This is a genomic window from Brevundimonas sp., assembly GCF_035999125.1.
Lineage (GTDB): Bacteria > Pseudomonadota > Alphaproteobacteria > Caulobacterales > Caulobacteraceae > Brevundimonas.
The window spans coordinates 205,241-230,756 of sequence record NZ_DASYGX010000013.1; the positions used below are offsets into that span (position 1 = coordinate 205,241).

Genomic DNA, 25,516 nt, shown 5'->3' on the forward strand with positions numbered 1-25,516 from the left:
GTAACTGGAGGACCGCGGCTGGGCAGGCCACTCAGACCGTCGACAGGGAGAGGGACCCATGAAGACCATTCTGACCGCCGGCGCCGCCTTCTGCGCGCTGATGACCGGCGCGGCCCAGGCGCAGGTGATCCAGACGCCGACGGCCGACCCGTCGTCGGTTCAGGGCCAGCAGGGCGTGCTGGTCTTCACGCCCGACTTCTTCGCCAGTTCCTCGCCGAACACCGCCCTGGACATGATCGCGCGCCTGCCCGGATTCGCCTTCAACCCGGGCGACAGCGGCACGCGGGGCTTCGCCGGCGCGGCGGGCAACGTCCTGATCGACGGCGACCGGCCCGCGGCCAAGTCCGACGGGCTGGAGGGCGTGCTGCGCCGCATCTCGGCCGACAGCGTCGAGCGCATCGAGCTGATCCGCGGCGGCGCCCCCGGCATCGACATGCAGGGCCAGACGGTGGTCGCCAACGTGGTGCTGAAGCGCACCGTCACGACCGAACGGGTGCTGGAGACCAACGCCTATTTCTATCCCGACGGCTACGTCGGCCCGATCCTGGCCGGACAGTGGTCGCGCCGAGAGGGCGAGAATCAGACCGAGGCCAGCTTTTCGACGACGACGGATCGCACCGACGGCACCGGCGACGGCTTCCGCCGCCGCTATGACGTCAACGGCGCCCTCATCCAGGACGCCGACCTGGTGCTGTGGGATCGGTTCCGCAACGCCCGCGTCACCGGAGCGGTCCAGCGCACGGTCGGCGGCGGCCGCCTGCGGGTGAACGGCCTGCTGAACTGGCAGAACAACGAGAACGAACAGGACCTGCTGATCCGCTCCGGCCCCGGCACAGACAGCTTCAACATCGAGGAAAACAGCGATCTGGAGGGCGAGGTCGGCGTCAACTGGTCACGCGACCTCAGCCCGCGCACCTCGCTGGAGCTCACCGCCCTGCAACGCTACGGCGCCGAGGATTACGTCGGCGATTCCGCGTCGGCGGGCCAGACGTCGACGTTCACGGCCGACTCGACCGGAGGCGAGTCGATCGCGCGCGGCGTCCTGCGCTTCCGCCCGAACGACCGCTGGGCCTACGAGACCGGCGGCGAGGTGGCCTACAACTTCCTGGACAGCGACACGGCCTATTCCGAAAACGGCGTGCCGGTGCCGCTGGGCAACGCGTCGGTGAAGGTCGAGGAACTGCGCGGCGAGGTCTTCGGCCAGGCCACCTGGCGACCGTCCGACCGTTGGACGATCGAAGCCGGCATGCGGGTGGAGGTGTCGGAGATCAGCCAGTCGGGCGACAGCGACCTGTCCAAGTCGTTCGTCTATCCCAAGCCTCGCGTGCAGGCGACCTTCACCCCAGCGCCGGGCCACCAGTTCCGCATCCGATTGGAGCGCGAGGTGGGTCAGCTGGATTTCGGCGACTTCGTCGCCTCGGCCGACATCGACGTGGGCGACGTGGAAGCCGGCAATCCGGACCTGGAGCCGCACAAGGCCTGGGTTCTGCAAGGCGTCTATGAGCGGCGGTTCTGGGACGAAGGGGTGTTCGACGTCACCTACAGCCATTCGGAGGTCGAGGACGTCGTCGATCTGATCCCCCTGACGGGCGGGTTCGAAGGCGTCGGCAACATCGGCGACGGCACGTCGGACTTCTTCCAGTTGCGGCTGACCCTGCCCACCACCCGGCTGGGCGTTCCGGGGGGGCGGCTGATCCTGCGCGGCAGCTGGTCCTGGACCGAAGTGATCGACCCGCTGACGGGCGAGGCGCGCCGTTTCCAGGGCAACCAGTATTTCGGCTGCGGCATCGACTTCAACCAGGATCTGGCGGGCGGCCGGTGGACGTGGGGCCTGCAACACGGGTGCAACGTCGATCGCGGCTCGCGCTTCCGCATCCGCGAGGTGCGCGAGGGCTATGCGGAACCGTTCGTGACGGTCTGGGGCCAATGGAAGCCGGACGATCGCACGACGCTGCGCGTGGACCTGGGCAACGCCACCGATCGCGCCACCGGATATGACCGCGTGATCTACACGGGGCCGCGCGACGTCAGTCCGGTCGCCTTCCGCGAGGTGCGGCGCACGCAGATGAGCCCGTGGCTGTTCGTGCAGGTGCGGCGGACGTTCTGAGGACGGGAGCACGGCTTGACCCGGCGTCGGGCGGCGCCTAGCTGACGGACGAACTCCGAAAGGCTCCGCCCGTGACCGACGCCGCTTCCGATCCCGTCCGCGACTTCATCGCCAAGACCGTGGCGGACCACGACGTGGTCCTGTTCATGAAGGGATCGCCGGACCAGCCGCGCTGCGGCTTCTCCTCCCAGGCGGTGCAGATACTCGATCACGTCGGCGCGCCGTTCGTGGGCGTGGACGTGCTGCAGAGCGACGAGCTGCGCGAGGGCATCAAGGTCTTCACCGACTGGCCGACCATCCCCCAGCTCTATGTGAAGGGCGAGTTCGTCGGCGGCTCCGACATCGTGCGCGAGATGTTCCAGGCCGGCGAGTTGCAGTCCCTGATGGCCGAGAAGGGCGTGCCCCTGGGCGAGGCCTGACGTCGGATGCCGCGCGCCCAGTTGGAGCCGCGTCCGGACCGTGAGATCTTCGAGCTGCCGCTGACGGTCCTGCCCGAGCACATCGACGAAAACGGCCACGTGAACAATGTGGTCTACGTCGGCTGGCTGCAGGACGCGGGCACCGCCCACTGGAACGCGCGGTTCGATGCGGAGACGCGGGCGAAATGGTCGTGGGTCGGCACCCGGCATGAGGTCGACTACTTCCGCCCCCTGCCCCCCGACGCCACGGGCGTGAAGGCCCGGACCTGGGTGGGCGATCCGCAGGGGCCGCGCTTCAGCCGCTATGTCCGCATCGAGGACGGCGAGGGCCGCCTGTGCGCCCAGGGCGTCACCGAATGGGTGCTGGTGGACGCCAGGACCATGCGCCCGCACCGCATCCCGGCCGACATGCTGCCGACGTTCGAGCGGCGATAGCCTTGGGAGGGCGGACCTCCAGGTCCGCGAACTCTCGCCGCAAAGACGCGGACGTGGACGTCCGCGCTCCTTTCAGAGATCCAGCCGGTGCAGTTCCACGCCTATGCCGATCACGGACTTGCCGCCGTCGGCGCGGGGGACGATGCGGATCTTGTTGACGGCATTGCCCATCTGGACCCGCGTCCAGGTCCGGCCCCCATCGCGGGTCTCGAAGCCGCCGGGCACGGCGCCGATCCAGCCGCGCCGATCGTCGACGAAGCCGATGCCGAAGGCGCGCACGGCATGGTCGTCGACCCACGGCAGCTCCGTCCAGGTCAAGCCGCCGTCGATGGACTTGGCGACGTACCGCGCCGACTTCGTCGTGTCGGGATCATAGCTCTGGATGGTGACGTAGCCGATCTTGGGAGAGGGCCAGCTCATCTTCCAGGTCGTCTCCCAAGGCCGCGCGCCCTGGTGGACCTTGTGCCAGGTCGCGCCGCCGTCGCCGGTGCGCAGGATCAGGGCGTGCGAGGCCTGCACGTCCCCGGACGTGGCGCCGCAGATGAAGCCGACCTGTTCGGTCAGGAACTGCACGTCCAGGATCATGGCCGTGTGGGCCGACATGTCCTCCGACGTCCACGTCTCGCCCGGTCGCGCGAGGTGGCCAGGAAGGCCGGCGCGCCCACGCGGCCGCCGGCGCGGATCGTCACGCGGTGGTCCAGCACCCCGGCGTTGATGAAGGGGATCTTCAACACGTCGATGGCGCAGATGCCCTTCACCGCCGGGCCCTCGATGTTCACCGCTTCCCAAGAGGCGCCCCCGTCGCGCGTGCGGTACAGCGGCGTCGCGTCGGTCACGCCCGGGAAGTAGTCCGGGCCGATGTTGCCGAGAAAGCCGAGGTTGGCGTCGACGAAGCCCAGGGCGCGCACGAAGGTGCCGGGGCGATCCAGCTGCTGGTTCCAGCTTCGGCCGCCGTCGGTCGTCTTGAACAGCTTGCCGGCGCCGTTGCCGTACCAGCCCGTGTTCTCATCCACGAAGACGACGTCGTCCTGCTTCCCGCGATAGGGTTCGGTCGGCAGCCTGACCCAGGCGGGCTCCTGCGCGGCGGCCGGAAGCGGCAGGGCGGCGGCGGCGGAAGCGGCTATGAAGGCGCGACGGTGCATGGTGTGATCTCCCCAGACCCCGCATGGAAAGGACGCTTTACATCCGCTGGCAAGTGAAGCTTTCGTAACGCCGTCCGGCCAAACGAAAAGGGCCCCGGCGGTCGCCGGGGCCCTTTGATTCTTGCCCTACCGCTCGCGACGCGGTCGCTCGCTGCTTGAGGGCGGATCGGACGCGCTCAAGTCGCGAGGATCCGCGAGCCGAGCATAGCGCCCTAAAGAGCGTCGGAAGCGAAGCTTACGACGCGTAGTATTCCACGACCAGGTTCGGTTCCATCTTCACCGGGAACGGCACGTCGGCCAGTTCCGGGGTGCGGACGTAGCGGACCGAGAAGCCGCGGTCGCCGATCTCCAGATAGTCCGGCACGTCGCGTTCCGACGACTGCTGGGCTTCCAGGACCAGGGCCATGTTGCGGCTCTTTTCCTTGACCTCGACGACGTCGCCGATCTTCACGGAGTAGGAGGCGATGTTCACCTTCTTGCCGTTCACGGTGACGTGGCCGTGGTTCACGAACTGGCGCGCGGCCCAGACGGTCGGCACGAACTTGGCGCGATAGACCACGGCGTCCAGACGGGCTTCCAGAAGGCCGATCAGGGCCTCGGCGGTGTTGCCCTTCTTGCGGGCCGCCAGCTCATAGGTCTTGGCGAACTGCTTTTCGGTGATGTTGCCGTAGTAGCCCTTCAGCTTCTGCTTGGCCTTCAGCTGCAGGCCGAAGTCAGAGACCTTCGACTTGCGGCGCTGGCCGTGCTGGCCGGGGCCGTAGCTGCGCTTGTTGACCGGGGACTTGGACCGGCCCCACAGGTTTTCACCCATGGCGCGGTCGATCTTGTACTTGGCGCTGTGGCGCTTGGACATGTGTCGCTCTTCATCATGATGCGGCCCGGCCTCCCCAGTATTGGGAAGGCGATCTCAACGGCGGTCCACGCATCGTCCGTAGTGGTTTCGCGCCCCGATCCGAGGACCGGGACGTGAAGGCGGGGCTTATGACGACCCCGCCCCCTTTCGTCAAGGCTGGGCGGGCGTTTCCGCAACCCAGACGAAGGTCTCGCCCTCGCGGCGCACGCGGCCCACGCCCGGGAAGGGGAAGTGCACGGCGTAGACCTTCAGGTTCTCGTCGGCGGCCCGACCGAAGACGGCCTTGCGGCTGGCCTGGGCGGTCGGGGCGTCGGCGTCGAACTGGATGCGCCAGTCGGGGCGCTGGACCGAGATGACGTGATGGTGCGCCATGTCGCCGATGTAGAGCAGCCGCTCGCCGCCCGAGACGATCTCATAGCCGCTGTGACCCGGCGTGTGGCCGTCGATGGCATAGGCCTTGATCGACGGCGTCACCTGGGCGCCGGGGGCGAAGGTCTCCACCTTGGGCGTGATCGCCGCGACCAACGCGGCCAGCGACGCGTCGGCCTTGATGGCGGTCCACTCGGCCTCGGTCATGCGGATGGTGGCGTTGGGGAAGGTCAGGGCGCCGTCGCCGGTCACCAGCCCGCCGACGTGGTCGCCGTGGCCGTGCGAGATCAGAATGTCGGTGATCTGACCCGGCTGGACGCCCGCCGCGGCCAGCGAGGCGGGCAGCTTGCCGGCAGTCGGCCCCATGCCCGTGCCGGCGCCGGCGTCGATCAGCACCACCGCGTCGCCGTCGCGCACCAGCAGCGGCTGGATCGACAGGTCGAAGCTGTCGCCCGGCAGGCCGGCGGCGGTCAGGACGGCCGCAACCTCCTGCGGCGTGCGGTCGACGGCCAGGATCTTGTTGTCGTTGGGCACGCCGGTCATGCCCCCGTCGCGCAGGGCGACGACGTCCAGGGCGCCGACCTTGAACGGCTGCACGTCGGCGCCGGCCTGAACCGCGACGGCGGCAGTCTCGCCAGCCTCGGTCTTCTCGGCGGCGGGGGAACAGGCGGCCAGCAGGGCCGAGAGCGCCGCCGCTGCGGCGGCGAGCTTGAAATGCGCGGTCATGGGTCAGCCTCCCTTGGGTTCGGAGTCGATATGGTCAGGCTTCGGCCCGGCGCCAGACCGCCGCGGTGAAGTTTCCGCGACGGTCGGCTTTTGTGTCGTCAGGCCGCGGCGAACAGCGCGTTGACCTTGTTCCAGTTCACCACCGACCAGAAGGCCTTCAGATAGTCGGCGCGGCGGTTCTGGTATTTCAGATAATAGGCGTGCTCCCACACGTCGGCTCCCAGGACCACCGTCCCCCGCTCGTCGGCGACGTCCATCAGCGGGTTGTCCTGGTTCGGGGTGGAGGTGACCTTCAGCTTGCCGTCCTGGACGATCAGCCAGGCCCAGCCCGAGCCGAACTGGCCCGCGCCGGCGGCGTTGAAGTCTTCCTTGAACTTGTCCATGCCGCCCAGGTCGCGGTCGATCGCGGCGGCCAGCTCGGCCGAGGGCTCGCCGGTCTGGCCCTCGGGGGCCAGCAGTTCCCAGAACAGGCTGTGGTTCCAGTGGCCGCCGCCGTTGTTGCGCACCGCCTTGGGCAGTTTCGACATGCCGACGAACAGTTCCTCCAGCGATTTGCCCTGCAGGGCCGGGTCGGCGTCGACGGCCTTGTTCAGATTGTCGACGTAGGTCTGGTGATGCTTGTCGTGGTGGAAGGTCATCGTCTCCTTGTCGATGGCCGGTTCCAGCGCGTCGTAGGCGTAAGGCAGGGGCGGCAGGGTGAAGGCCATGGGGAGGCTCCGGTCTTGGGGTTCCTGAGGCGCTGCAAATAGGCGCCGGGGCTGAAAACCCAAGCGGCGGCGGGCGGATTCCGTTCCGATCAGGCCTGCGGCAGGTTGGCCTTCAGGCAGTCGCGGATGGCGCGCTTCAGGTCGCCCGGCGCGTTCGGCTCGTCCACGCCCTCGGCCGCCAGAACGGCGCGGACGGCGGCGTCCAGACCGTTCGGCAGGGCGGCGATCACGCGCTGCTCGCCCTTCTCATGCAGGCAGAAGCCCACCTCGCGGCACAGGGCGGCGAACATTTCGGTGTGGTCGGGGGCGGTCATGGCTCAGCCCTTAAGCCGTCGGGCGTGAAACGCCACATGGTCGGCGATGAAGCTGGCCATGAAGAAGTAGCTGTGGTCGTAGCCCGGCTGCATGCGCAGCGTCAGCTTCTGGCCGGACGCCCTGGCCGCCGCGACCAGCAGGTCGGGCTTCAACTGATCGGTCAGGAAGGGATCGGCGTCGCCCTGATCGACCAGAATGTCGTCGTAGACGCCGTGCGCCGCGCCGGCCTCGATCAGCCGCGCCGCGTCGTGGCGCGCCCAGCCGGCGCGATCGGCCCCGAGATAGGCGGTCAGGGCCTTCTCGCCCCACGGGCAGCGCGTCGGCGAACTGATCGGGGCGAAGGCCGAGACGGACTGGAACAGCTCCGGATGGTTCAGCGCGAGCGTCAGCGCGCCGTGGCCGCCCATGGAGTGGCCGGAGATGGAGCGGGTCCTGGTGGTGGGAAACTCAGCGTCGACCAAGGCGATCAGCTCATCCGTGACGTAGCTTTCCATGCGGAAATGCGACGCCCACGGCTTTTGCGTCGCGTCGACGTAGAAGCCGGCCCCCTGCCCGAGATCGTACGCCGGATCGTCGGCCACCCCTTCCCCGCGCGGCGAGGTGTCGGGCGCGACGACGATCAGGCCGTGCGCGGCCGCGGCGGCATAGGCCCCGGCCTTGGTGGTGAAATTGTCCTCGGTGCAGGTCAGGCCCGACAGCCAGATCAGCACGGGGAACGGCCCTGTGCCCGTCGGGACGAACACCGACAGGGTCATGGACGTGCCGGTCACCGCGCTGTCGTGCTTAAGATAGCGCAACGTGCCGCCGTGGACGGCGTGGGTCTTCAGCGTCTCCATGCGCCGCTCTTCCCATCCGGGACGCGGCTTGTCATCCCGGAAGCGGCGCAGCGGCTATCCGGGGCGATGCATGGCGCAGATCTTGTTGCCGGACGGATCGCGCAGATAGGCCAGCACCAGCGTGCCGAACGGCCCGACGCGCTCGCCGGGCGGGTCCTCGATCGCCTTGCCTCCCGCTGCGACGCCGGCGTCGTGGAAGGCCTGGACCATCTCGGGCGTCTTCGCATGGAAGCCGATGGTGCCGCCATTGGCGTGGCACGCCGGGTCGCCGTCGATCGGCGTGCCCACGGCGAAGGCGCCCATGCGCGTGCGCCACCAGAAGCGGCCCTTGGCGTCCGGCCCGCTGGCCGGCTCGACGCCCAGCGCGCCCAGCGCGGCGTCATAGAAGCGGCGCGACGCCTCGACGTCGTTCGCGCCGACGGTGACGTGGGTGAACATGCGATCCCTCCCGAGCATTTTCTGTAAGTTGTTTTAGCGAACTGACCTTCGAGCGCAAGGGCTCAGCGATCGCCGCCCTGATCGTTCGGATCCGGGAAGTACAGCTCATTGCCGTCGGGATCCGTGACGATCAGCGACCGATAGCCCCACCAGCCCTCGCGGAACGGGACGCCGCCGGCCTTCAACGCCGCGGGCAGCGCCTTCCAGTCCTCGGCGACCAGTTCGATGAACAGCATCCCCTTGCCCACGCGGTCGGGCCACTGGCTGGAGAGGATGATCTCGGTCTCGTCGCGATCGACCTGGGATACGAATTTCTTCCCGGCGTCGTCGCGGAACGACCAGGCCTCGGTGAAGCCGAGTCCCTGGGTGTAGAAGTCGGCAGACGCCTCGACGTCGCTCACGAAGATCATGGGGCGAGTGTACCAGCGGCCCATTGGACGGACCTCCCTAGAACACCACCACGCTGCGGATGCTCTCGCCTTCATGCATCAGGTCGAAGGCCTCGTTGATCCGCTCCAGCGGCAGGGTGTGGGTGATCATCGGATCGATCTCGATCTTGCCGTCCATGTACCAGTCGACGATGCGCGGCGTGTCGGTCCGGCCGCGCGCGCCGCCGAAGGCCGAGCCCCTCCAGACCCGGCCGGTGACCAGCTGGAACGGGCGGGTGGCGATCTCCTTGCCCGCCTCGGCCACGCCGATGATGACGCTCTCGCCCCAGCCGCGATGGCAGGCCTCCAGGGCCTGACGCATGACCGTCGTGTTGCCGGTGCAGTCGAAGGTGTAGTCGGCCCCGCCCCCGGTCAGCTCGACCAGATGGGCGACCACGTCGGTCACGCCGCGCGGATCGACGAAGTGGGTCATGCCGAAGCGTCGGCCCCACTCCTCTTTCGAGGGATTGATGTCGACGCCGACGATCATGTCGGCCCCGACCATCTTCAGCCCCTGGATCACGTTCAACCCGATGCCGCCCAGGCCGAAGACGACGCAGTTGGCCCCCGGCTCGACCTTGGCCGTATTGACCACCGCGCCGACGCCCGTGGTCACGCCACAGCCGACGTAGCAGGCCTTGTCGAAGGGCGCGTCCTTGCGGATCTTCGCCACCGCGATCTCGGGCAGGACCGTGTAGTTCGAGAAGGTCGAACAGCCCATGTAGTGGGCGATGGCCTGACCTTTGTAGCTGAAGCGGCTCGTGCCGTCGGGCATCAGCCCCTTGCCCTGCGTCGCCCGGATGGCGGTGCACAGGTTGGTCTTGCGGCTGAGGCACGATTTACACTGGCGGCACTCCGGCGTGTAGAGCGGGATCACATGGTCGCCGACGGCCACCGAGGTCACACCCGGCCCCACCTCGACCACCACGCCCGCGCCCTCATGGCCAAGGATGCTCGGGAAGATGCCCTCCGAATCCAGCCCGTCCAAGGTGTAGGCATCGGTGTGGCAGACCCCCGTGGCCTTGATCTCGACCAGCACCTCGCCCGCGCGCGGCCCCTCCAGATCGACCTCGACGATCTCGAGCGGCTTCTTGGCCTCGAAGGCGACGGCGGCGCGGGTCTTCATGGGCGGCTCTCCAAAACACTCAGGGGCAGGCCTACGTTCGCGAAGGCTGCTTCCACGGTAAACCCGAAACAGGCGAACCAAGACGCCACCGTCGCTGTGGCGACGGCACCGAAGCAGAGTGCAGGCACCGCACTCCCTACAAGGGCGAACCTTGATCGTCTGCTCGCTACCGCGTCTACGCTGGTGACCGGGTGGGAGGGATCATTGCCCTTGATGGCCGTGAGTATGATCGAGAGTTTCTCGTGAGATCGCATCGTCGCCGAGGCCAATGCGGCCGCAACCACAGTGCCAAACGTCAAGACAGAGGCTTGGACGATGCTGGGACTGGGCGCGTTCACGGCTCCCGCAAAAATCAGGGCCACGAAAGCGGCCAGAAGTGTGAGCCGCTTGTGAACCAAGTCCTCAAGGAACGACCGCTCCTGGTTCAATGACCAGCCGCCATAAACCGTACCTTCCGGCGGAAAGTTACCTTCGGTCATGGGCGGGCTCCCCTAATCGTCGGACGGGCCGACGATTAGGGGGCTCGGCCGAAGAGCGCCAGACTCATGAGGCGCGGACCTCCAGGTCCGCGCTCCGTCAGCTCAGAACCACGATCGCCACGCGGCGGTTCTGGGCGCGGCCTTCGCGAGTGGTGTTGTCCGCGACCGGGTTCGTCTCACCATAGGAGATGGTCGCCATGCGGTTCAGCGGCACGCCCTGCTGGCTGAGGTAACGGCGCACGGCCTCGGCGCGCTGCTCGCCCAGGCGCATGTTGTACTCTTCGTCGCCCGAGGCGTCGGTGAAGCCCTGAATCTCCAGATAGACGTTGCGGTTCTCGGCTTTCAGGCGCTGGGCCAGCTCGCCCAGACGGGCCTCGCCCTCGGACGACAGGGCGCTGGCGTCGTTCGGGAACTTCACCGAGTCGTCCGACAGCACGACTTCGTACAGGAATTTGCCTTCGGCCAGCTTGTGGGCGGCGTCGGCGCGGGCCAGGGCCTCGCCGGCCGTGCCTTCGACGCGGGTCACGCGGCCGTCGACCTCGGTGACGCGCTGATCGACCACGGCGACGTTCTCGCGCACGAAGCGGTGGCTGGCGCAGCCGCTGACGACCAGGCCGAGGGACAGCAGGGCGCCGCCCATCAGGGCCGTGCGCAGGTTGGATCGGGTCAAGGGGAGAACTCCATCATCGCCGGCGCGCCACCTCGGCCCCTAGGCGCAAGCGGGGCAGGTATCGCAGCGCGCAGGGCGACCTAATGGCGTGTTTTGGGCAATGTTTTGGCGTTTCGAACGGCGGTATGTCGTCTTTTCGGCAAGATTCGTGTCCGTTTGGAACGATCCGGCCGCATCGGGAGTTGTCGCGGGCGGCGATGCCGGGACGCGGTGAGGTGAAGGTCGCGCGGCCACGATCCTGACACGCGGCGCCGCTTCATCGCGGGAATGAGACGCCCCGAGGAACCGCCGAGGCAGGGTTCGGGCGCCGGCCGCTGGTCGGCGGCGCTGGCGCTGGCGGTCGGGGTGCAGGCGGCGATGATCCTGGGCCTGTCGCTGCGCCGTCCGGAAGCGGCCCCGCCGCAGCCGCCCGTGACGCTGATCGAGCTGATGGCCCCGGAGCCCCCGCCACCCCCGCAGCCGCCGCCGGCGCCCGCACCGGACGAGGCGCCCGCGGCCGAAGGTCCGGCCGCCGGCTCCAGCGAAGCCGCGCCCGCTCCGGAACCCGCTCGCGCCCCGGTGCCCGCCCCTCGCCCTCCCGTCGCCGCGCGCAAGACGCCTCCCTCACCGGAAGTCCCGACGCGCCCGGCCGCGGCTGAGGCGACGCCCTCCGTCCCGGACCTGCCCGTCATCGGCGGCGCACGGCTGGCCGGCGCCCTGCGCGCGGGGGGCGGAGGGTCCGGCGGCGGCGCGGGCGGCGGCGGACCGGGCGGAGACGGCGCCGGCGGATCCTGCGACATGATCGGCCGGCTGGAGCGGGCCCTGCGCGACGACCTGGAGCTGCGTCGCGCCGTGGCGACGACCCTGACGGCCCGCGGGGCGGCGGGACAGGCCGTGCTGGTCTGGGACGGCGACTGGCTGCAAAGCCCCGGCCAGGCGGGCAAGGGGCTGGCGGGACTGCGCCAGGCCGTGGCGGTCGAGGTCGGCTTCGCGCCGCGCGCCTGCAAGGACGAGACGGTGCGCGGCCTGGCCGTCGTCTCGCTGGACGGCACGGCGAACGGGCCGAAGGTGGCTCTGGGCACGGGCGCCTGGCGCTGGCGCGACCTGCTGGGCATCGACTAGCGTCGCGGCATGAACGCCCGCGAGATCTTCATCCTGACCGGCGCCGGCATCTCGGCCGAAAGCGGGGTGTCGACCTTCCGCGACGCGGGCGGCCTGTGGGAGGGGCACAGGTTCGAGGATGTGGCGACGCCTGAGGCGTTCGCGCGGGATCCGGCGCTGGTGCAGCGGTTCTATGATCTGCGGCGCGCGGCCTTGCCGACGGTTCAACCCAATGCCGCGCATCGGGCGCTGGCCGATCTGGCGGCGCGGTGGACCGGGCGGCTGACGCTGGTGACGCAGAACGTCGACGACCTGCACGACCGAGCGCATGCCGAGACGCCGCCGGCCAACGGATTCCGCCTGATCCACATGCACGGCGAGCTGAGAAAGGCGCGCTGCACGGCCTCAGGCACGGTGACGGACTGGCCCGGCCCGATGGCCCCGCACGAGCCTTCCCCACATCACCCGGACGGCCGGATGCGTCCGCATGTCGTCTGGTTCGGCGAGGTTCCGCTGGAGATGGAGGCGATCGAGGCGGCGCTGGCGGCCTGCGACCTGTTCGTCTCCATCGGCACCTCGGGCGCCGTCTGGCCGGCGGCGGGGTTCGTGCGATCGGCGCGGGCGGCGGGCGCGCGCACGCTGGAGATCAACCTGGAACCGTCGATGGGCACGACGCAGTTCGACGAAACCCGCCACGGGCCCGCTTCTTTGGAGGTTCCGAAGTGGGTGAGCGAGCTCCGCTGAAGTCGACGCCCCGTCGGAGACGCGACGTTCAGTCCGCGCCGGCGCCCGCGCGGGCCGTCTCGACCGGATCGGCCAAGGCGGCGATCGCGGCGTCCAGCGCTTCGTCGGACGTGGGCGTGATCACGTCGGGGCGCACGCCGGTCTTTTCCAGACGCACGCCCGAGACGGTGACGAAGTCGGCCCGACTGAGGGTCAGGCGTCCGCCGTCGGGCAGGTCGGTGTCCAGCGAGATCAGCACGGCGCCCGGCGTCGGCGCGCCGACGATGACCGCGCGCCCCGATTCCTGCAGCGCCGCCGGCGTCAGTTCCGCGGCCGATCGGCTGCCCGGCCCGACGAGGACGGCGAGGTCGTTGGGCAGGGGCTCGGCCAGCTCGCCGCACGGCGCGCCGGTGGTCAGCGGCTGACGCCGCCCGCCCCGGCCGGTGCGCCAGGCCCAGGTCAGCTCGCCGGGCAGGAAACATCCCAGCACGGCCTCGGCCTCGTACAACCGGCCGCCGGAGTTGGTGCGCAGATCCAGGATGACGTCGACGTCTTCGGGCAGCCCCGCCAGCTCGGCGCCCATCCAGCGGCCCATTCCGGGATCGAAGGCGCGCGCGCTGAGCACCAGGACGCCGGGCCGCGATCGGTCGGCCGTGAACACCGGCAGCGGCGGCATGATGCGCGGCATCAGCGCCATCTGATGCCGTCCGCCCGCATCGTCCAGAAAATCGACGCGCACGGCCTGTCCGGCCAACACGTCGTGATCCGGCGTCCAGCCGCCGCCCAGGCGCCAGCCGACCTGTACGCCGGCCTCGGCCGCGGCGGAGCCTTCGCGGACCGCCTCGACCCGATAGCCGCCGTCGTCCTGACGCGCGACGGTGATGCCGATGACGGGCCGGTCGCGGTGCTGGGCGTCCTGTCGGCGGACGGAGGCCGGAGACGAGGCGGCCGCGTGGGCGTCGTCCAGCAGGTCCAGCAACCCGTTCAGCGCCGCATACAGCTGGCCGTCGTCGACGGCCGCAAGCGCCTGCGGTCGCCAGGTCTCGCGCGCGGCGTCCCAGTCCACGCCGTTCAGGTTCGGGTCGTAGTATTCGCGCCGCACCTCGGTCCAGACGCGGTCGAAGACGCGGGCGTTCATGGCCCGACGTTCCGCGACGTCCGCCGCCACGGCGGCCGCGGGCGCGGTCTCCTGAGCCCGGGCGGCGGGCGCGCACAGCAACGCCGCCCCGATCAGGGCGGCGCGCAGCATGTCGGTTCCACGTCCGGTCGTCATGGGCCGGACGATAGGGGCGGATCGCCCCCGTCCGCAAGCGGGGCCGATCCGCCCTCAGTCGGCCGTCGGCGCCTCGACGCGTCGGGTGAAGACGCGGACGTCGGACCGGCCGCGTTCGCCCTCGGCCAACACGCCGTCGCCGTCGGCGTCCATCTTGCGGAAGCCCTCGCGCATCGGAGCCAGGAACTCGTCCTCGGTCACCCGGCCGTCGCCGTCCTTGTCCAGGTCGCCGGGCCCGTGGACGAAGGTTCCTTCTGGGCCGCCCATGCGGTGGACGAACACGTTGGCGCCTTCGGGATGCGGAGCGCCCGGGGCATGCGGTGGATGAGGCGGCAGGGGCATGGCGTGCGGCGCGCCGGGCCCGCCGTGCAACACCACGGTTTCGACGCGGACCTCGCGCCCGTCCTCGCTGGTCCAGGTGCGGGTCTCGCCGCCGTCAGGTCCGCCCATGACCACGATATGGCGGCCGTCCTCCTCGGACGACGTCCAGCTCATGGGGCCGCCGCGGCGGATCATGACGTCGTGCTCGCCGGGACCGCCCGAAGACAGTTCTTCCGTGGACAGGCGTCCGTCGCCGTCCTTGTCCAGCCGGCCGAAGTGGTCGGTCATGGGTGCGGCGAACTCGTCGCGGCTGACGAAGCCGTCGCCGTCCTTGTCCAGCCCGGGGCCGCCTTGGCTGAACATCATCACCCGCGGAGGGGCGGGCGGAGCCGGCGGCGGGGGCGGCGGATCCTGAACGGCGATCAGGGCGGCGGCGGACAGGGAAAACAGCAGCATGGCGGATCCTTGAGAGTTCGCGTTCGACGCAAGACCATCATGCGCCGCTTGCGTCCGTGTTTCATCCGCCGGCCGATTTGTTTCATCGCTGAAATGACGCGGGCGCGAACGGTCGCCATGATGCCATGGATGACCGACGTTTCCGCGCACGTCCTCGTGGTCGACGACGACCCCGGCATCCGCGAGGTGCTGACCGACTATCTGACCCGCCACGGCTATGAGGCCGAGGGCGCGGCGTCGGCCGCCGAGATGGACCGGGCGCTGCAGACGCGGCGGCCGGACCTGATCGTGCTGGACGTCATGATGCCCGGCGAGGACGGCCTGTCGGTCGTTCGGCGGCTGGCGGGGAACGGCCCGCCCGTCGTCATGCTGTCGGCCATGGGCGAGGACACCGACCGGATCATCGGTCTGGAGCTTGGGGCCGACGACTATCTGCCCAAGCCGTGCAATCCGCGCGAACTGCTGGCGCGCATCCGGGCGGTGCTGCGTCGCCCGCGCGAGGCGGCGGGCGAGGCGGGGGCGGCCCTGTGTTTCGCCGGCTGGCGGCTGGACCTGATGCGCCGGGCGCTGACGCGGCCGGACGGACAGGACGTGACCCTGTCCGCCGGCGAGTTCGCCCTGCTGCGCGCCTTCGCGGAGGGCGCGGGACGGGTTCTGACGCGCGACCAGCTGCTGGAGAAGGCGCGGGGCCAGGACGCCGACGTGTTCGACCGGGCCATCGACGTGTCGATCAGCCGCCTGCGGCGCAAGCTGGACGACGGCACGGGACTGGAGCTGATCCAGACTCTGCGCGGCGAGGGGTATCGCTTCGACGCCAAGGTCAGCCGGCGGTGACGCGGCCCGGGGCCCTGCCCGTCTTCGTTCAGGTGGCCGCGCTGGCGGCCGCGGCGGTGCTGCTGTCCCACGCGGTGGCCTTCGCCGTCGTCCTGCTGGCGCCCGACCCTCCGCCGGCGGGCTTCAGCCTTCAGGCCGCCGCCGACGCCCTGCGCGGCCGGCCGGCCGAGACCACGGACGGAAAACGGCTGACGCGCCGGATCGACGACCGCCCCGTTCCTGCGACGCCGGAGCCGGAGGCCCTGACCACGGCGGTCCGGACGGCCCTGGCCGACCGCCTTGACGTGCCGCCCGAGCGCGTCCGCGTGGCCATGGCCCCGATGCAGGCGCCGCGTCGTCGGGGGCCGTCGGATGATCAGGCAACCACGGAATCCCAGGTCTTCGTGATGCGCAGGGCGCCGGCGGCGGCCCCCGAACCTCCACCGCCGCCGCCACCTGGTCCTACCGCGCCCGCATGGGTCGCGGCGCCCCCTGCTCCCCCCGCCCCGCCCGAGATCCGAATTCCCCTGCCCCCGCGCCACGCCGGGCACGGGCCGGGAACCGTGATCGTGGAAGGGGCCGAGGTTCGACATTTCACCGTCACGGCCGACCGCCTGACCTTCGCCCCCTTCGCGGCCTCGCTTCGGCTGGACGACGGGCGCTGGGCCACGGTGGAGCCGCCGCGCGCCCTGCTGTCGCCGTGGCAGTCGCGGCTGCTGCTGGCGCTGGGCATCTCACTGATCCTGCTGTCGCCGCTGGTCTGGTGGATGGCGCGGCGCCTGACGCGGCCGATCCGCGTGTTCGCCGCGGCGGCCGAGCGGCTGGGCGCGAACCCGGACGCCGAGCCGCTGACGCCGTCGGGGCCGTCGGAAGTGCGCACCGCCATTCACGCCTTCAACGACATGCAGGCGTCGCTGCGCGACCACATGCGCCGCCGGACCCAGACCGTCGCCGCCATCGCCCACGATCTGCGCACGCCGCTGACCCGCCTGCGCTTCCGGGCGGAGCAGGCGCCCGACGCCCTGCGGGACCGCATGGCGGCCGACGTCGAGGAGATGGATGCCCTGATCGGTCAGGCCATGGCCTATGTCCGGGGCGAGGCGCCGCCGGAGCGGGTCGAGGTGTTCGACCTGACCGCCCTGGCGGGCGACTGCGCACGCGGCTTTTCGGAGACCGGAGAGGGCGTGACCTTCGTGGCGGGGCCTGCGCTGCGGGTGAGCGCCGATCCCAGCGCCGTGCGCCGCGCCGTGGCCAATCTGATCGCCAACGCCGTCAAGTACGCCGGATCGGCCCGCGTCTCGACGGCGATCGTGGAAGGTCGCGCCGTCGTGCGCGTCGAAGACGACGGCCCCGGGCTGCCCGAGGATCAGTTGCAGGCCGTGTTCGAACCCTTCCATCGCGCCGAGCCCAGCCGCAACCGCCAGACGGGCGGCGCCGGGCTGGGTCTGACCGTCGCGCGTCAGGCCGCCCGCGCCCACGGCGGGGACGTGGTGCTGAGCAATCGCGCGGAAGGCGGCCTGTCGGCCGAGCTGGCGCTGCCTCCGGCCTGACGGTCAGTCGCTCCGCGCCGCGGCGACCGCCGCGTCCAGCGCGGGGTCACGGCCCGCGACCCGGTCGTCGAAGGTCGTCACCGCTTCCACGGTCGGAACCGCGCCGACGCCTTCCAGCCGCGTGCCGCCGACGGTGCGCAGGTCGGCACGACTGACGGACAGCCGCCCGCCGTCGGGCAGGTCGGTGTGCCGCGACAGCAGGACCGAGCCGCCGGTCCGCTGGCCGACCACCACGCCGCGACCCAGCTCCGCGATCGAGGCGGGCAGCAGTTCCGCCGCGCTGAGGCTGAGCCCGTCGACCAGCACGACCACACGCCCGGCGAAGGGGCGGCAGCCGGCCAGGGCGTCCAGCGTCTCCGGCTCTCCGTCGCGGGTGACCACGACGAACAGCGGCGTGCCCGGAGCCACGAAGCAGCCGAGGATGCGGCGCAGCTCGTTCATCAACCCGCCGTTGTTGCCCCGCAGGTCCAGCACCACGGCCGTGCCGGGGGCCAGGGCCGCCAGCTCGCCGTCCACCCATTCGGCCACCCCCTCGTCGAAGCCGTCCCATGCCAGCACGTGCACGCCGTCGGCCGTCGCCAGCGACCGTCGCGCGGGCTCCGGCGGGCGCGGCGGGGCCAGGGTGACGGCGGCGTCGCGCGTCGTGCCGTCCGGCAGCGTCAGTCCGAAGGTCAGGGTCTGGCCCTCGCGCGCGGCCAGCATGGCGGGGATGGTGAAGGGCGCGCCGTCGATCCGGTCCAGCCATTGGCCCGGCCGCATGCCCGCCAGCGCCGCCGGGCCGCCGGGCGTGACGTCCGTGACCTGATGCCTCAGCCCCCGTTGCCGCACCTTGAAGCCGGCCGAGAACCGCGGGGCCTGGGCACGCGCCAAAGCCTCGAACACGGAGGGGCCCTGGACGTTCATGTGCTCGTCCGCGAACGGATCCAGCAACAGGGTCATCACGTCGTACAGCGCCGTCTCGTCCGGCGCGGCCACGGCCCGGGGGCGCAGGTCGCGGACGCGGGCGTCCCAGACGGCGTCCAGCCCGGCCTCGTTCCAGTATTGCCGCTCGACGGTGCGGGTGACCGTGTCGAACACCTGGGCGTTCAGCCGTCGCCGCTGGGCGTCCTGCGCCTCGGCCGGGGCGGCCAGGGCGAGGACGAAGGTCAGAAGCGTGGCCAGTGCGGCGCGGCGACCCATCATGGCGGGCGTCTCCGTGTAAAGGACGCTTGACCATAGGCGAACCTTGGCCTTCAGGAAAGCGACCAGACGCCACGCCCGAAACAACCGATCACGCCTTGTTACGTCTCCGGGGTTGATCCCCGGGCGTCGCGGTTCCATTGAGGCGCCCAACGAACACCACAGCCTCGGGAGCCCCCACCATGACCGTCCGCGTCGCCATCAACGGCTTCGGCCGCATCGGCCGTCTCGTCCTGCGCTCGATCGTCGAGCACGGCCGCCGCGACGTCGAGGTGGTGGCCATCAACGACCTGGGCCCGGTGGCAACCAATGCCCACCTGCTGCGCTACGACAGCGTCCACGGCCGCTTCCCCGGCACGGTCGAGGCGGGCGACGACTGGATCGACGTGGGGCTGGGCAAGATCAAGGTCACGGCCGAGCGCGATCCGGCGAACCTGCCGCACAAGGATCTGAACGTGGACATCGCGTTCGAGTGCACCGGCATCTTCACCGCCCGCGACAAGGCCGAGGCGCACCTGAAGGCCGGCGCCAAGCGCGTGCTGATCTCCGCCCCCGGCGAGAACGCCGACAAGACCATCGTCTTCAAGGTCAACCACGAGACCCTGACGAAGGACGACATCATCGTCTCGAACGGCAGCTGCACCACCAACGCCCTGGCCCCGGTGGCCAAGGTGCTGCACGACCTGTTCGGGATCGAGCGCGGCTACATGACCACGATCCACGCCTACACCGGCGACCAGCCGACGCTGGATACGATGCACAAGGACCTGTATCGCGCCCGCGCCGCCGGCCTGTCGATGATCCCGACCTCGACCGGCGCCGCCAAGGCGTTGGGCCTGGTCCTGCCGGAGCTGAAGGGCAAGCTGGACGGCTCGTCCATCCGCGTCCCGACCCCGAACGTCTCGGTCGTCGACCTGAAGGTCGTCGCCGGACGCGAAGTGACGGTCGAAGAGATCAACGCCGCGCTCCAGGCCGCCGCCGACGGTCCGATGAAGGGCGTGCTGGCGACCACTGTGGACCCCGTCGTGTCGATGGACCTGAACCACGTCTCCGCCAGCTCCACCGCCGCCCTGCCCCAGACCCAGGTCGTCGACGGCAAGCTGGCCCGCGTGCTGAGCTGGTACGACAACGAATGGGGCTTCGCGACGCGGATGAGCGACACGGCGCTGGTGATGAGCAAGCTGATCTAAGGTGACCATCGCAGATGAGGTCAGCGCCAAACTTCAACGCCTGGCCATCTTGGCCGAGCAGTTGGGCCATGACGATCTCATCGTCATCTTCACTGCGCTAAAGTCCGAAGTCGAAGCGGATCCGCCCTTGGGGGCCAGACGGGTGCTCTCGCAATTCGATGTGGGTATCGACAAGGTCTTCACGCCAGCCAACGGCCGTCACTATCTTCCGGCTGGGCCTCTAAGGGATGCGGCATTCGAATCCGCCGCTGAGCAGGCCCAGCTCTACGAGGCCGCTCTGGCCTTGTGGCACGCGACCAAGCCGCCATCAGACTCCGTCGATTTGGACGCCTTAAGGCGATCCGGCGTCGACATAGTGCTGCGAGATGGCCGGTATTTCACGCGCTACGATGACGGAGGTCACGCTTCCGTCGAGCGGGTGGATGAGATTAGCCTCAAGCAAGCTCAACAAGCCGAACTTGGGCCAATGCACTATGACAGCGTGCTTCGAGCGTTGGCCCAAGCCCGAGACGATCGATTCCGCACTACTGAACATGCGAGTCTGAGAAACCGCCTCCCTGCCCCACTTTATTGGATGGCGATGCTTTTTGTCGCGCTGACGGGTTTATTCGCGGGGCCGGCTCTAGTGGCGGTCGCAAGTGCAGTGTGGGCTGCGTTCCAACCCAAGACGCACATCTCGGGATGGGATGTCGTCGCGGTACTCGGTCTGATCGGTGGACTGTGGCTCATCGCGGTTGTGGCCTTGGCTATTCGCCAGCGTTCGTTCGTGCGTTGGCTTTTTGTCGTCGTTTCACTGGGTTTGGCCGCAGCCCCAGTCATCATCTCAATACTGGTTCCGGGAGAAATCTCCAGTGGAATTCTGTCTCCTGAAGCAGCTCAAGCTTGGAAAAACTTCCGACCATGACCTTCCGCACCCTCGACGACGCCTCCGACCTCGCCGGCAAGACCGCGCTCGTCCGCGTGGACTTCAACGTGCCGATGGAGGGGGGGAAGGTCGCCGACGACACGCGCCTGCGCGCGGCCCTGCCGACGATCCAGCGCCTGCGGGACGCGGGGGCGAAGGTGGCGCTGCTGGCGCATTTCGACCGGCCCAAGGGCAAGGTCGTGCCGGAGATGAGCCTGAGGCCCGTCGTGCAGCCGCTGGCGGACCTGCTGGGCGCGCCGGTGCGGTTCGCGGACGACTGCGTGGGCGAGACGGCCAGGACGGCCGTCGCGGAGCTGGACACCGGCGGGGTGATCCTGCTGGAAAACGTCCGCTTCCACGGGGGCGAGGAGAAGAACGACCCGGCCTTCGCGCAGCAGCTGGCGGAGGTGGGCGACCTCTACGTCAACGACGCCTTCTCGGCCGCGCACCGCGCCCACGCCTCGACCGAGGGGCTGGCGCGCCTGCTGCCCGCCTATGCCGGCGAAAGCATGCGGCGGGAGCTCGAGGCCCTGGACGCGGCGCTGGGCAATCCAGTCAAGCCAGTGATCGGCATCGTCGGCGGGGCCAAGGTCTCGACCAAGCTGGACCTGCTGAAAAACCTGGTCGGCAGGCTGGACCGCCTGGCCATCGGCGGGGGCATGGCCAACACCTTCCTGTTCGCGCAGGGCGTCGACGTCGGCGGCAGCCTGGCCGAGCGCGACATGGCCGACACCGCCCGTGAAATCCTGGCCGAGGCCGAGGCGAAGGGCTGCGAGATCCTGCTGCCCGTCGATCTGGTGGTGGCGACCGAGGTCAAGCCGGGCGCCGAAGTCCGCACGGTCAAGGCCGGCGACGCCCTGTCGGACGACGACAAGATCCTGGACGCCGGCCCCGCCTCGGTCGCCCGCCTGACCGCCGCGATCGACGCGTCGAAAACCTTGATCTGGAACGGACCGCTGGGCGTGTTCGAGGTCCCGCCGTTCGACGCCGCGACCGTGGCCACAGCGAAGCACGTGGCCGACCGCGCCACGTCCGGCGCCCTGACCGCCGTCGGCGGCGGCGGCGACACCGTCGCGGCGCTGAACCACGCGGGCGTGGCCGACGACATGACCTTCGTCTCCACCGCCGGCGGCGCCTTCCTGGAATGGATGGAGGGCAAGGCCCTGCCGGGCGTCGAGGCCCTGCGCGCCTGAGGCCACACGGCGGGCCGGACGTCGATCCGGCCTGTTACATTGCGTGACTTCGGCGGCGACCGGCGCTAAACCGCGCGCAAACAGAATACGTCCAGGAGAACCCCGTGGCCCGCATCACCCTGCGCCAGCTGCTCGATCACGCCGCCGAGAACGACTACGGCCTGCCCGCCTACAACATCAACAACATGGAGCAGGGCCTGGCGATCATGGAGGCGGCCGAGGCCGTCAACGCGCCGGTGATCATTCAGGCGTCGCGCGGGGCCCGCAGCTATGCCAACGACGTGGTGCTGGCCCGCCTGATCGACGCCCTGACCGAGCTGTATCCGCACATCCCGGTCTGCATGCACCAGGACCACGGCAACGGCCCCGCCACCTGCGCCACCGCCATCCAGTACGGCTTCACCTCGGTGATGATGGACGGCTCGCTGGAAGAGGACGCCAAGACCCCCGCCAGCTATGAGTACAACGTCGACGTCACCCGTCGCGTGGTCCAGATGGCGCACAGCTGCGGCGTCTCGGTCGAGGGCGAGCTGGGCGTGCTGGGCTCCCTGGAGACCGGCATGGGCGAGGCCGAGGACGGCCACGGCTTCGAGGGCAAGCTGGATCATTCCGCCCTGCTGACCGACCCGGATCAGGCGGTCGACTTCGTGCGCGAGACCAAGGTCGACGCTCTGGCGATTGCGATGGGCACCAGCCACGGCGCCTACAAGTTTTCGCGCAAGCCCGACGGCGCGGTGCTGGCCATGAACGTGATCGAGGAGATCCACCGCCGCCTGCCCGACACGCACCTGGTGATGCACGGCTCGTCGTCGGTGCCGCAGGACCTGCAGGACGTCATCAATCAGTACGGCGGCCAGATGCCCCAGACCTGGGGCGTGCCGGTCGAGGAGATCCAGCGCGGCATCAAGCACGGCGTGCGCAAGATCAACATCGACACCGACAACCGCATGGCCATGACCGGCGCCATCCGGAAGGTGCTGGCCGAGAAGCCCGGCGAGTTCGACCCCCGCGCCTATCTGAAGCCGGCCAAGGAGGCGATGCGGAAGGTCTGCATGCAGCGCTTCCAGGAGTTCGGCTGCGAGGGCCAGGCAGGCAAGATCAAGCCGCGGTCGACCGCGCAGATGGCCAAGCGCTACGCCGCCGGCGAGCTGGACCCGCATTTCGGCAAGGCGTCGGCCGAGGCGGCCTAAGAGCCAGGGAGCGCGGACCTCCAGGTCCGCGAACTCTCCGACCGCCTGACGCGGACCTGGAGGTCCGCGCTCCTTCAGTCGCGCAGCAACTCGTTGACGGCGGTCTTGGCGCGGGTCTGGGCGTCGACGCGCTTGACGATGACGGCGCAGTAGAGGCTCGGCCCGCCGTTCGGGTCGGGAAGCGCGCCAGGCACCACGACCGAATAGGCCGGCACCTCGCCGCGGAAGATCTCGCCCGTCGCGCGGTCCACGATCTTGGTCGTGGCCGAGATGTAGACGCCCATGGCCAGGACGGCGCCTTGGCGCACGATCACGCCCTCGACCACCTCGGAGCGGGCGCCGATGAAACAATCGTCCTCGATGATGGTCGGGTTGGCCTGAAGCGGCTCCAGCACGCCGCCGATGCCGACGCCGCCGGACAGGTGCACGTTCTTGCCGATCTGGGCGCAGGAGCCGACGGTGGCCCAGGCGTCGACCATGGAGCCGTCGTCGACGTAGCCGCCGATGTTCACGAAGCTGGGCATCAGGACGACGTTTCGGCCGATGAAGGCGCCCTTGCGGACCACGGCGCCGGGCACGGCGCGGAAGCCGACGTGCTGGAACTCCGTCGGGGTCATGTCGCCGAACTTGTTGGGCACCTTGTCCCAGAAGGGGCCGATGCCGGGCGCGCCGCTGTTCGGGCCGCGGTCGCCGGCGCGCATCAGGGCGTTGTCGTTCAGGCGGAAGGACAGCAGCACCGCCTTCTTCAGCCACTGATGCGTGGTCCAGGTTCCGTCGGCGCCGCGCGAGGCGACGCGGGCGCGGCCGGCATCCAGCATCTCCAGCGCCTGCTCCACCGCGTCGCGCACCTCTCCATGAGTGCCGGCCGAGACGTTGGCTCGGTCCTCCCAGGCGGCTTCGATCACGGATTCCAGATGGTCGGTCATGCGGCGTCCCTGAGGGCAAGCGGTCGGAGGAAGTCGGTCACATCGTCGGCGCGGTGATCGACCCAGTCGCCGATCTCATGCCCATGGCCGTCGCCGACCAGCACGGTCGCCATGCCCAGCGCCTTGGCCGGGATCAGGTTCTTCGGCGTGTCCTCGAAGAAGACCGCGGCGTGCGGATCGACGTCGAACCGGTCGAGGAAGCGGCGGAAGGTGGCGGGCGCGGGCTTGGGGACCAAATCCATGTCCTCGATGCACCAGACGCCGTCGAAGCGGCCGGTCACGCCGATGCGGGCCAGCACACGCGCGGCGTGGCAGCGCGCGCCGTTGGTCAGGACGAACTTGCGGCCCGGCAGGCGCGCCAACAGGTCGGCCAGCTCGGGATTGGGCTCCAGCGAGTCCAGGGGCACGTCGTGGACGTCGTCCAGAAAGGCCTGCGGATCGACCGAATAGTTGGCCATCAGCCCGGCCAGCGTGGTGCCGTAGTCGTCCAGGAACTGCCGCTGCAGCGCGCGCGCCTCGTCCGGCGGCAGGCCGACCGCGGCCATCATGAAGGCGTTGATCCGCTCCTGCACCAACCGCATCACGCCCTGGGCGCGCGGATACAGGCAGTCGTCCATGTCGAAGATCCAGGACGTGACGTGCCCCAGGTCGCTCATCCCGCCTTCACCAGGGTGCCCGCGCCGGTTTCGGTGAACAGCTCGACCAGCATGGCGTGCGGACGGCGACCGTCCAGGATGACCACCGCCTCCACCCCCGCGCGCACCGCGGCCATGGCGGTCTGCAGCTTGGGGATCATGCCGCCGGTCGCGACGCCGTCCTCGATCAGCCGGGACGCCTCGCCCAGGGTCATCTGGCGGATGATCTGGCCGTCCGCGCCCTTCACCCCCGGCACGTCGGTGAGCAGGAGCATGCGCTTGGCCTTCAGCTCGCCGGCCAGGGCGCCCGCCACGGTGTCGGCGTTGACGTTGAAGGTCTGGCCGTCGGCGGCCACGCCGATCGGGGCCACGACCGGCACCCAGTCGGCGTCGGATTCCAGCAGCCGGGTCAGCAGCTTGGCGTCGACTTTCGTCGGTTCGCCGACGAAGCCCAGATCGACCTCATGCTCGATCATGCTGTCCGGGTCGCGCTTGGTGCGGCGGGTCTTCTCGACGGTCAGCAGGCCGGCGTCCTTGCCCGACAGGCCGATGCCGCGCACGTCGGCCTCCTTGCCCGCCACCGTGATCCAGTGGGCGATCTCCTTGTTGACCGCCCCGGACAGGACCATTTCGGCCACCGCCATGGTGTCGGCGTCGGTCACGCGCAGGCCGTCGACGAAGGCGGACTTGACCCCCGCCTTGTCCAGCATGGCCGAGATCTGCGGCCCGCCGCCGTGGACGACCACGGGGTTCACGCCCATCAGTTTGAGCAGCACCACGTCGGCGGCGAACTGTTTCGCCACGGCGCTGTCGCCCATGGCGTGGCCGCCGTATTTGATGACCACGGTCTCGCGGTCGTAGACCTGGATGTAGGGCAGCGCCTCGGCCAGCGTCCTGGCCGTCGCCCAACCCCGCTCCTCGGACTGGCGTTCGATCTCGTCCATGGCGCGCCCATAGCCGAGGCGGGCGGGCTTAGGAAGGCGGCGATCCGCAACGGTCGCGCTTGTGGTTCCCCCGATCTGGGATACGGTGC

General features: G+C 69.9%; 29 protein-coding genes. 11 read left to right on the forward strand and 18 right to left on the reverse strand.

Annotation, left to right across the window (positions count from 1 at the left end; translation table 11 throughout):
- The first annotated feature begins 58 nt into the window (after positions 1-58).
- From VGN45_RS12330 to VGN45_RS12340, 3 genes are all read left to right on the forward strand, one after another.
- Entirely contained in the window at positions 59-2,107 is a 2,049-nt protein-coding gene (locus VGN45_RS12330) for a TonB-dependent receptor plug domain-containing protein (RefSeq protein ID WP_327462878.1), read from the forward strand.
- Positions 2,108-2,178: 71 nt separating this feature from the next.
- On the forward strand, positions 2,179-2,526 hold the full coding sequence (gene grxD / locus VGN45_RS12335; RefSeq protein ID WP_327462880.1) for a Grx4 family monothiol glutaredoxin: 348 nt from the start codon (positions 2,179-2,181) through the stop codon (positions 2,524-2,526).
- A gap of 6 nt (positions 2,527-2,532) precedes the next feature.
- A complete protein-coding gene (locus VGN45_RS12340) occupies positions 2,533-2,961 on the forward strand; it encodes an acyl-CoA thioesterase (RefSeq protein WP_327462882.1) in 429 nt (142 codons plus the stop codon).
- Between the two features lie 72 nt (positions 2,962-3,033).
- Here the strand turns inward: VGN45_RS12340 and VGN45_RS12345 are convergent, their stop codons facing one another.
- From VGN45_RS12345 to VGN45_RS12400, 12 genes are all read right to left on the reverse strand, one after another.
- Positions 3,034-3,564, reverse strand: coding sequence for a hypothetical protein (locus VGN45_RS12345; RefSeq protein WP_327462884.1), 531 nt, complete (start codon positions 3,562-3,564; stop codon positions 3,034-3,036).
- Positions 3,543-4,103 carry a hypothetical protein gene (locus VGN45_RS12350; RefSeq protein ID WP_327462886.1) on the reverse strand — a complete coding sequence of 187 codons (561 nt, stop codon included), beginning with the start codon at positions 4,101-4,103 and terminating at the stop codon, positions 3,543-3,545. Before VGN45_RS12350 ends, VGN45_RS12345 begins: the two co-directional genes overlap by 22 nt.
- 235 nt (positions 4,104-4,338) lie before the next feature.
- Positions 4,339-4,956: a 30S ribosomal protein S4 gene (gene rpsD / locus VGN45_RS12355; RefSeq protein ID WP_327462888.1), complete on the reverse strand. Its 618-nt coding sequence runs from the start codon at positions 4,954-4,956 to the stop codon at positions 4,339-4,341.
- 150 nt (positions 4,957-5,106) lie between these two features.
- Positions 5,107-6,051, reverse strand: coding sequence for an MBL fold metallo-hydrolase (locus VGN45_RS12360; RefSeq protein WP_327462890.1), 945 nt, complete (start codon positions 6,049-6,051; stop codon positions 5,107-5,109).
- Between the two features lie 98 nt (positions 6,052-6,149).
- Positions 6,150-6,758, reverse strand: a complete 609-nt coding sequence (locus VGN45_RS12365) for a superoxide dismutase (protein WP_327462892.1) — start codon at positions 6,756-6,758, stop codon at positions 6,150-6,152.
- A gap of 89 nt (positions 6,759-6,847) precedes the next feature.
- On the reverse strand, positions 6,848-7,072 hold the full coding sequence (locus tag VGN45_RS12370) for a hypothetical protein (protein WP_327462894.1): 225 nt from the start codon (positions 7,070-7,072) through the stop codon (positions 6,848-6,850).
- Positions 7,073-7,075: 3 nt separating this feature from the next.
- A complete protein-coding gene (gene fghA / locus VGN45_RS12375) occupies positions 7,076-7,909 on the reverse strand; it encodes an S-formylglutathione hydrolase (RefSeq protein ID WP_327462896.1) in 834 nt (277 codons plus the stop codon).
- Positions 7,910-7,963: 54 nt separating this feature from the next.
- Entirely contained in the window at positions 7,964-8,347 is a 384-nt protein-coding gene (locus tag VGN45_RS12380) for a VOC family protein (protein ID WP_327462898.1), read from the reverse strand.
- A gap of 62 nt (positions 8,348-8,409) precedes the next feature.
- A complete protein-coding gene (locus VGN45_RS12385; RefSeq protein ID WP_327462900.1) occupies positions 8,410-8,757 on the reverse strand; it encodes a VOC family protein in 348 nt (115 codons plus the stop codon).
- Between the two features lie 37 nt (positions 8,758-8,794).
- Positions 8,795-9,901 (reverse strand): S-(hydroxymethyl)glutathione dehydrogenase/class III alcohol dehydrogenase, encoded by a 1,107-nt coding sequence (locus VGN45_RS12390; protein ID WP_327462902.1) that lies wholly within the window; start codon positions 9,899-9,901, stop codon positions 8,795-8,797.
- Positions 9,898-10,380: a hypothetical protein gene (locus tag VGN45_RS12395; protein WP_327462904.1), complete on the reverse strand. Its 483-nt coding sequence runs from the start codon at positions 10,378-10,380 to the stop codon at positions 9,898-9,900. Before VGN45_RS12395 ends, VGN45_RS12390 begins: the two co-directional genes overlap by 4 nt.
- Before the next feature lie 97 nt (positions 10,381-10,477).
- Positions 10,478-11,050 carry an OmpA family protein gene (locus VGN45_RS12400; RefSeq protein WP_327462906.1) on the reverse strand — a complete coding sequence of 191 codons (573 nt, stop codon included), beginning with the start codon at positions 11,048-11,050 and terminating at the stop codon, positions 10,478-10,480.
- Positions 11,051-11,317: 267 nt separating this feature from the next.
- Between VGN45_RS12400 and VGN45_RS12405 the strand changes: the two genes are divergently transcribed.
- Together VGN45_RS12405 and VGN45_RS12410 are read left to right on the forward strand one after the other, a co-directional pair.
- On the forward strand, positions 11,318-12,151 hold the full coding sequence (locus VGN45_RS12405) for a hypothetical protein (RefSeq protein ID WP_327462908.1): 834 nt from the start codon (positions 11,318-11,320) through the stop codon (positions 12,149-12,151).
- Between the two features lie 9 nt (positions 12,152-12,160).
- Complete coding sequence (locus VGN45_RS12410) at positions 12,161-12,874, forward strand: NAD-dependent deacylase (RefSeq protein WP_327462911.1); 714 nt, start codon at positions 12,161-12,163, stop codon at positions 12,872-12,874.
- Positions 12,875-12,902: 28 nt separating this feature from the next.
- Here VGN45_RS12410 and VGN45_RS12415 read toward each other — a convergent pair whose 3' ends face one another.
- Both VGN45_RS12415 and VGN45_RS12420 read right to left on the reverse strand, forming a co-directional pair.
- Positions 12,903-14,126, reverse strand: coding sequence for a S41 family peptidase (locus VGN45_RS12415; RefSeq protein ID WP_327462913.1), 1,224 nt, complete (start codon positions 14,124-14,126; stop codon positions 12,903-12,905).
- 54 nt (positions 14,127-14,180) lie between these two features.
- Positions 14,181-14,903 carry a hypothetical protein gene (locus VGN45_RS12420; RefSeq protein WP_327462915.1) on the reverse strand — a complete coding sequence of 241 codons (723 nt, stop codon included), beginning with the start codon at positions 14,901-14,903 and terminating at the stop codon, positions 14,181-14,183.
- Positions 14,904-15,032: 129 nt separating this feature from the next.
- On the opposite strand from VGN45_RS12420, the gene VGN45_RS12425 reads away from it, so the two are divergent.
- Both VGN45_RS12425 and VGN45_RS12430 read left to right on the forward strand, forming a co-directional pair.
- Positions 15,033-15,737, forward strand: coding sequence for a response regulator (locus VGN45_RS12425; protein ID WP_327462917.1), 705 nt, complete (start codon positions 15,033-15,035; stop codon positions 15,735-15,737).
- Positions 15,734-17,266 (forward strand): ATP-binding protein, encoded by a 1,533-nt coding sequence (locus VGN45_RS12430; protein WP_327462920.1) that lies wholly within the window; start codon positions 15,734-15,736, stop codon positions 17,264-17,266. The genes VGN45_RS12425 and VGN45_RS12430 overlap by 4 nt, the downstream gene beginning before the upstream one ends.
- 3 nt (positions 17,267-17,269) lie before the next feature.
- On the opposite strand, the gene VGN45_RS12435 is transcribed toward VGN45_RS12430, so the two are convergent.
- Positions 17,270-18,448, reverse strand: coding sequence for a S41 family peptidase (locus tag VGN45_RS12435; RefSeq protein ID WP_327462922.1), 1,179 nt, complete (start codon positions 18,446-18,448; stop codon positions 17,270-17,272).
- Between the two features lie 179 nt (positions 18,449-18,627).
- Between VGN45_RS12435 and gap the strand changes: the two genes are divergently transcribed.
- The 4 genes from gap to fba all read left to right on the forward strand — a co-directional run bounded on the left by gap (position 18,628) and on the right by fba (position 22,922).
- Positions 18,628-19,635: a type I glyceraldehyde-3-phosphate dehydrogenase gene (gene gap, locus VGN45_RS12440; protein WP_327462924.1), complete on the forward strand. Its 1,008-nt coding sequence runs from the start codon at positions 18,628-18,630 to the stop codon at positions 19,633-19,635.
- Between the two features lies 1 nt (position 19,636).
- The gene (locus VGN45_RS12445) at positions 19,637-20,539 is read left to right on the forward strand and encodes a hypothetical protein (RefSeq protein ID WP_327462926.1); all 903 of its coding nucleotides are present in this window, start codon (positions 19,637-19,639) and stop codon (positions 20,537-20,539) included.
- A complete protein-coding gene (locus VGN45_RS12450; protein WP_327462928.1) occupies positions 20,536-21,732 on the forward strand; it encodes a phosphoglycerate kinase in 1,197 nt (398 codons plus the stop codon). The genes VGN45_RS12445 and VGN45_RS12450 overlap by 4 nt, the downstream gene beginning before the upstream one ends.
- Before the next feature lie 104 nt (positions 21,733-21,836).
- Positions 21,837-22,922 (forward strand): class II fructose-bisphosphate aldolase, encoded by a 1,086-nt coding sequence (fba, locus tag VGN45_RS12455; protein WP_327462930.1) that lies wholly within the window; start codon positions 21,837-21,839, stop codon positions 22,920-22,922.
- A gap of 74 nt (positions 22,923-22,996) precedes the next feature.
- Here fba and dapD read toward each other — a convergent pair whose 3' ends face one another.
- The 3 genes from dapD to argB are packed head-to-tail and all read right to left on the reverse strand — an operon-like array spanning position 22,997 to position 25,427.
- Positions 22,997-23,848 (reverse strand): 2,3,4,5-tetrahydropyridine-2,6-dicarboxylate N-succinyltransferase, encoded by an 852-nt coding sequence (gene dapD / locus VGN45_RS12460; RefSeq protein WP_327462932.1) that lies wholly within the window; start codon positions 23,846-23,848, stop codon positions 22,997-22,999.
- Positions 23,845-24,504 carry a pyrimidine 5'-nucleotidase gene (locus VGN45_RS12465; protein WP_327462934.1) on the reverse strand — a complete coding sequence of 220 codons (660 nt, stop codon included), beginning with the start codon at positions 24,502-24,504 and terminating at the stop codon, positions 23,845-23,847. The genes dapD and VGN45_RS12465 overlap by 4 nt, the downstream gene beginning before the upstream one ends.
- A complete protein-coding gene (gene argB / locus VGN45_RS12470) occupies positions 24,501-25,427 on the reverse strand; it encodes an acetylglutamate kinase (RefSeq protein WP_414643433.1) in 927 nt (308 codons plus the stop codon). Before argB ends, VGN45_RS12465 begins: the two co-directional genes overlap by 4 nt.
- Positions 25,428-25,516: the final 89 nt, after the last annotated feature.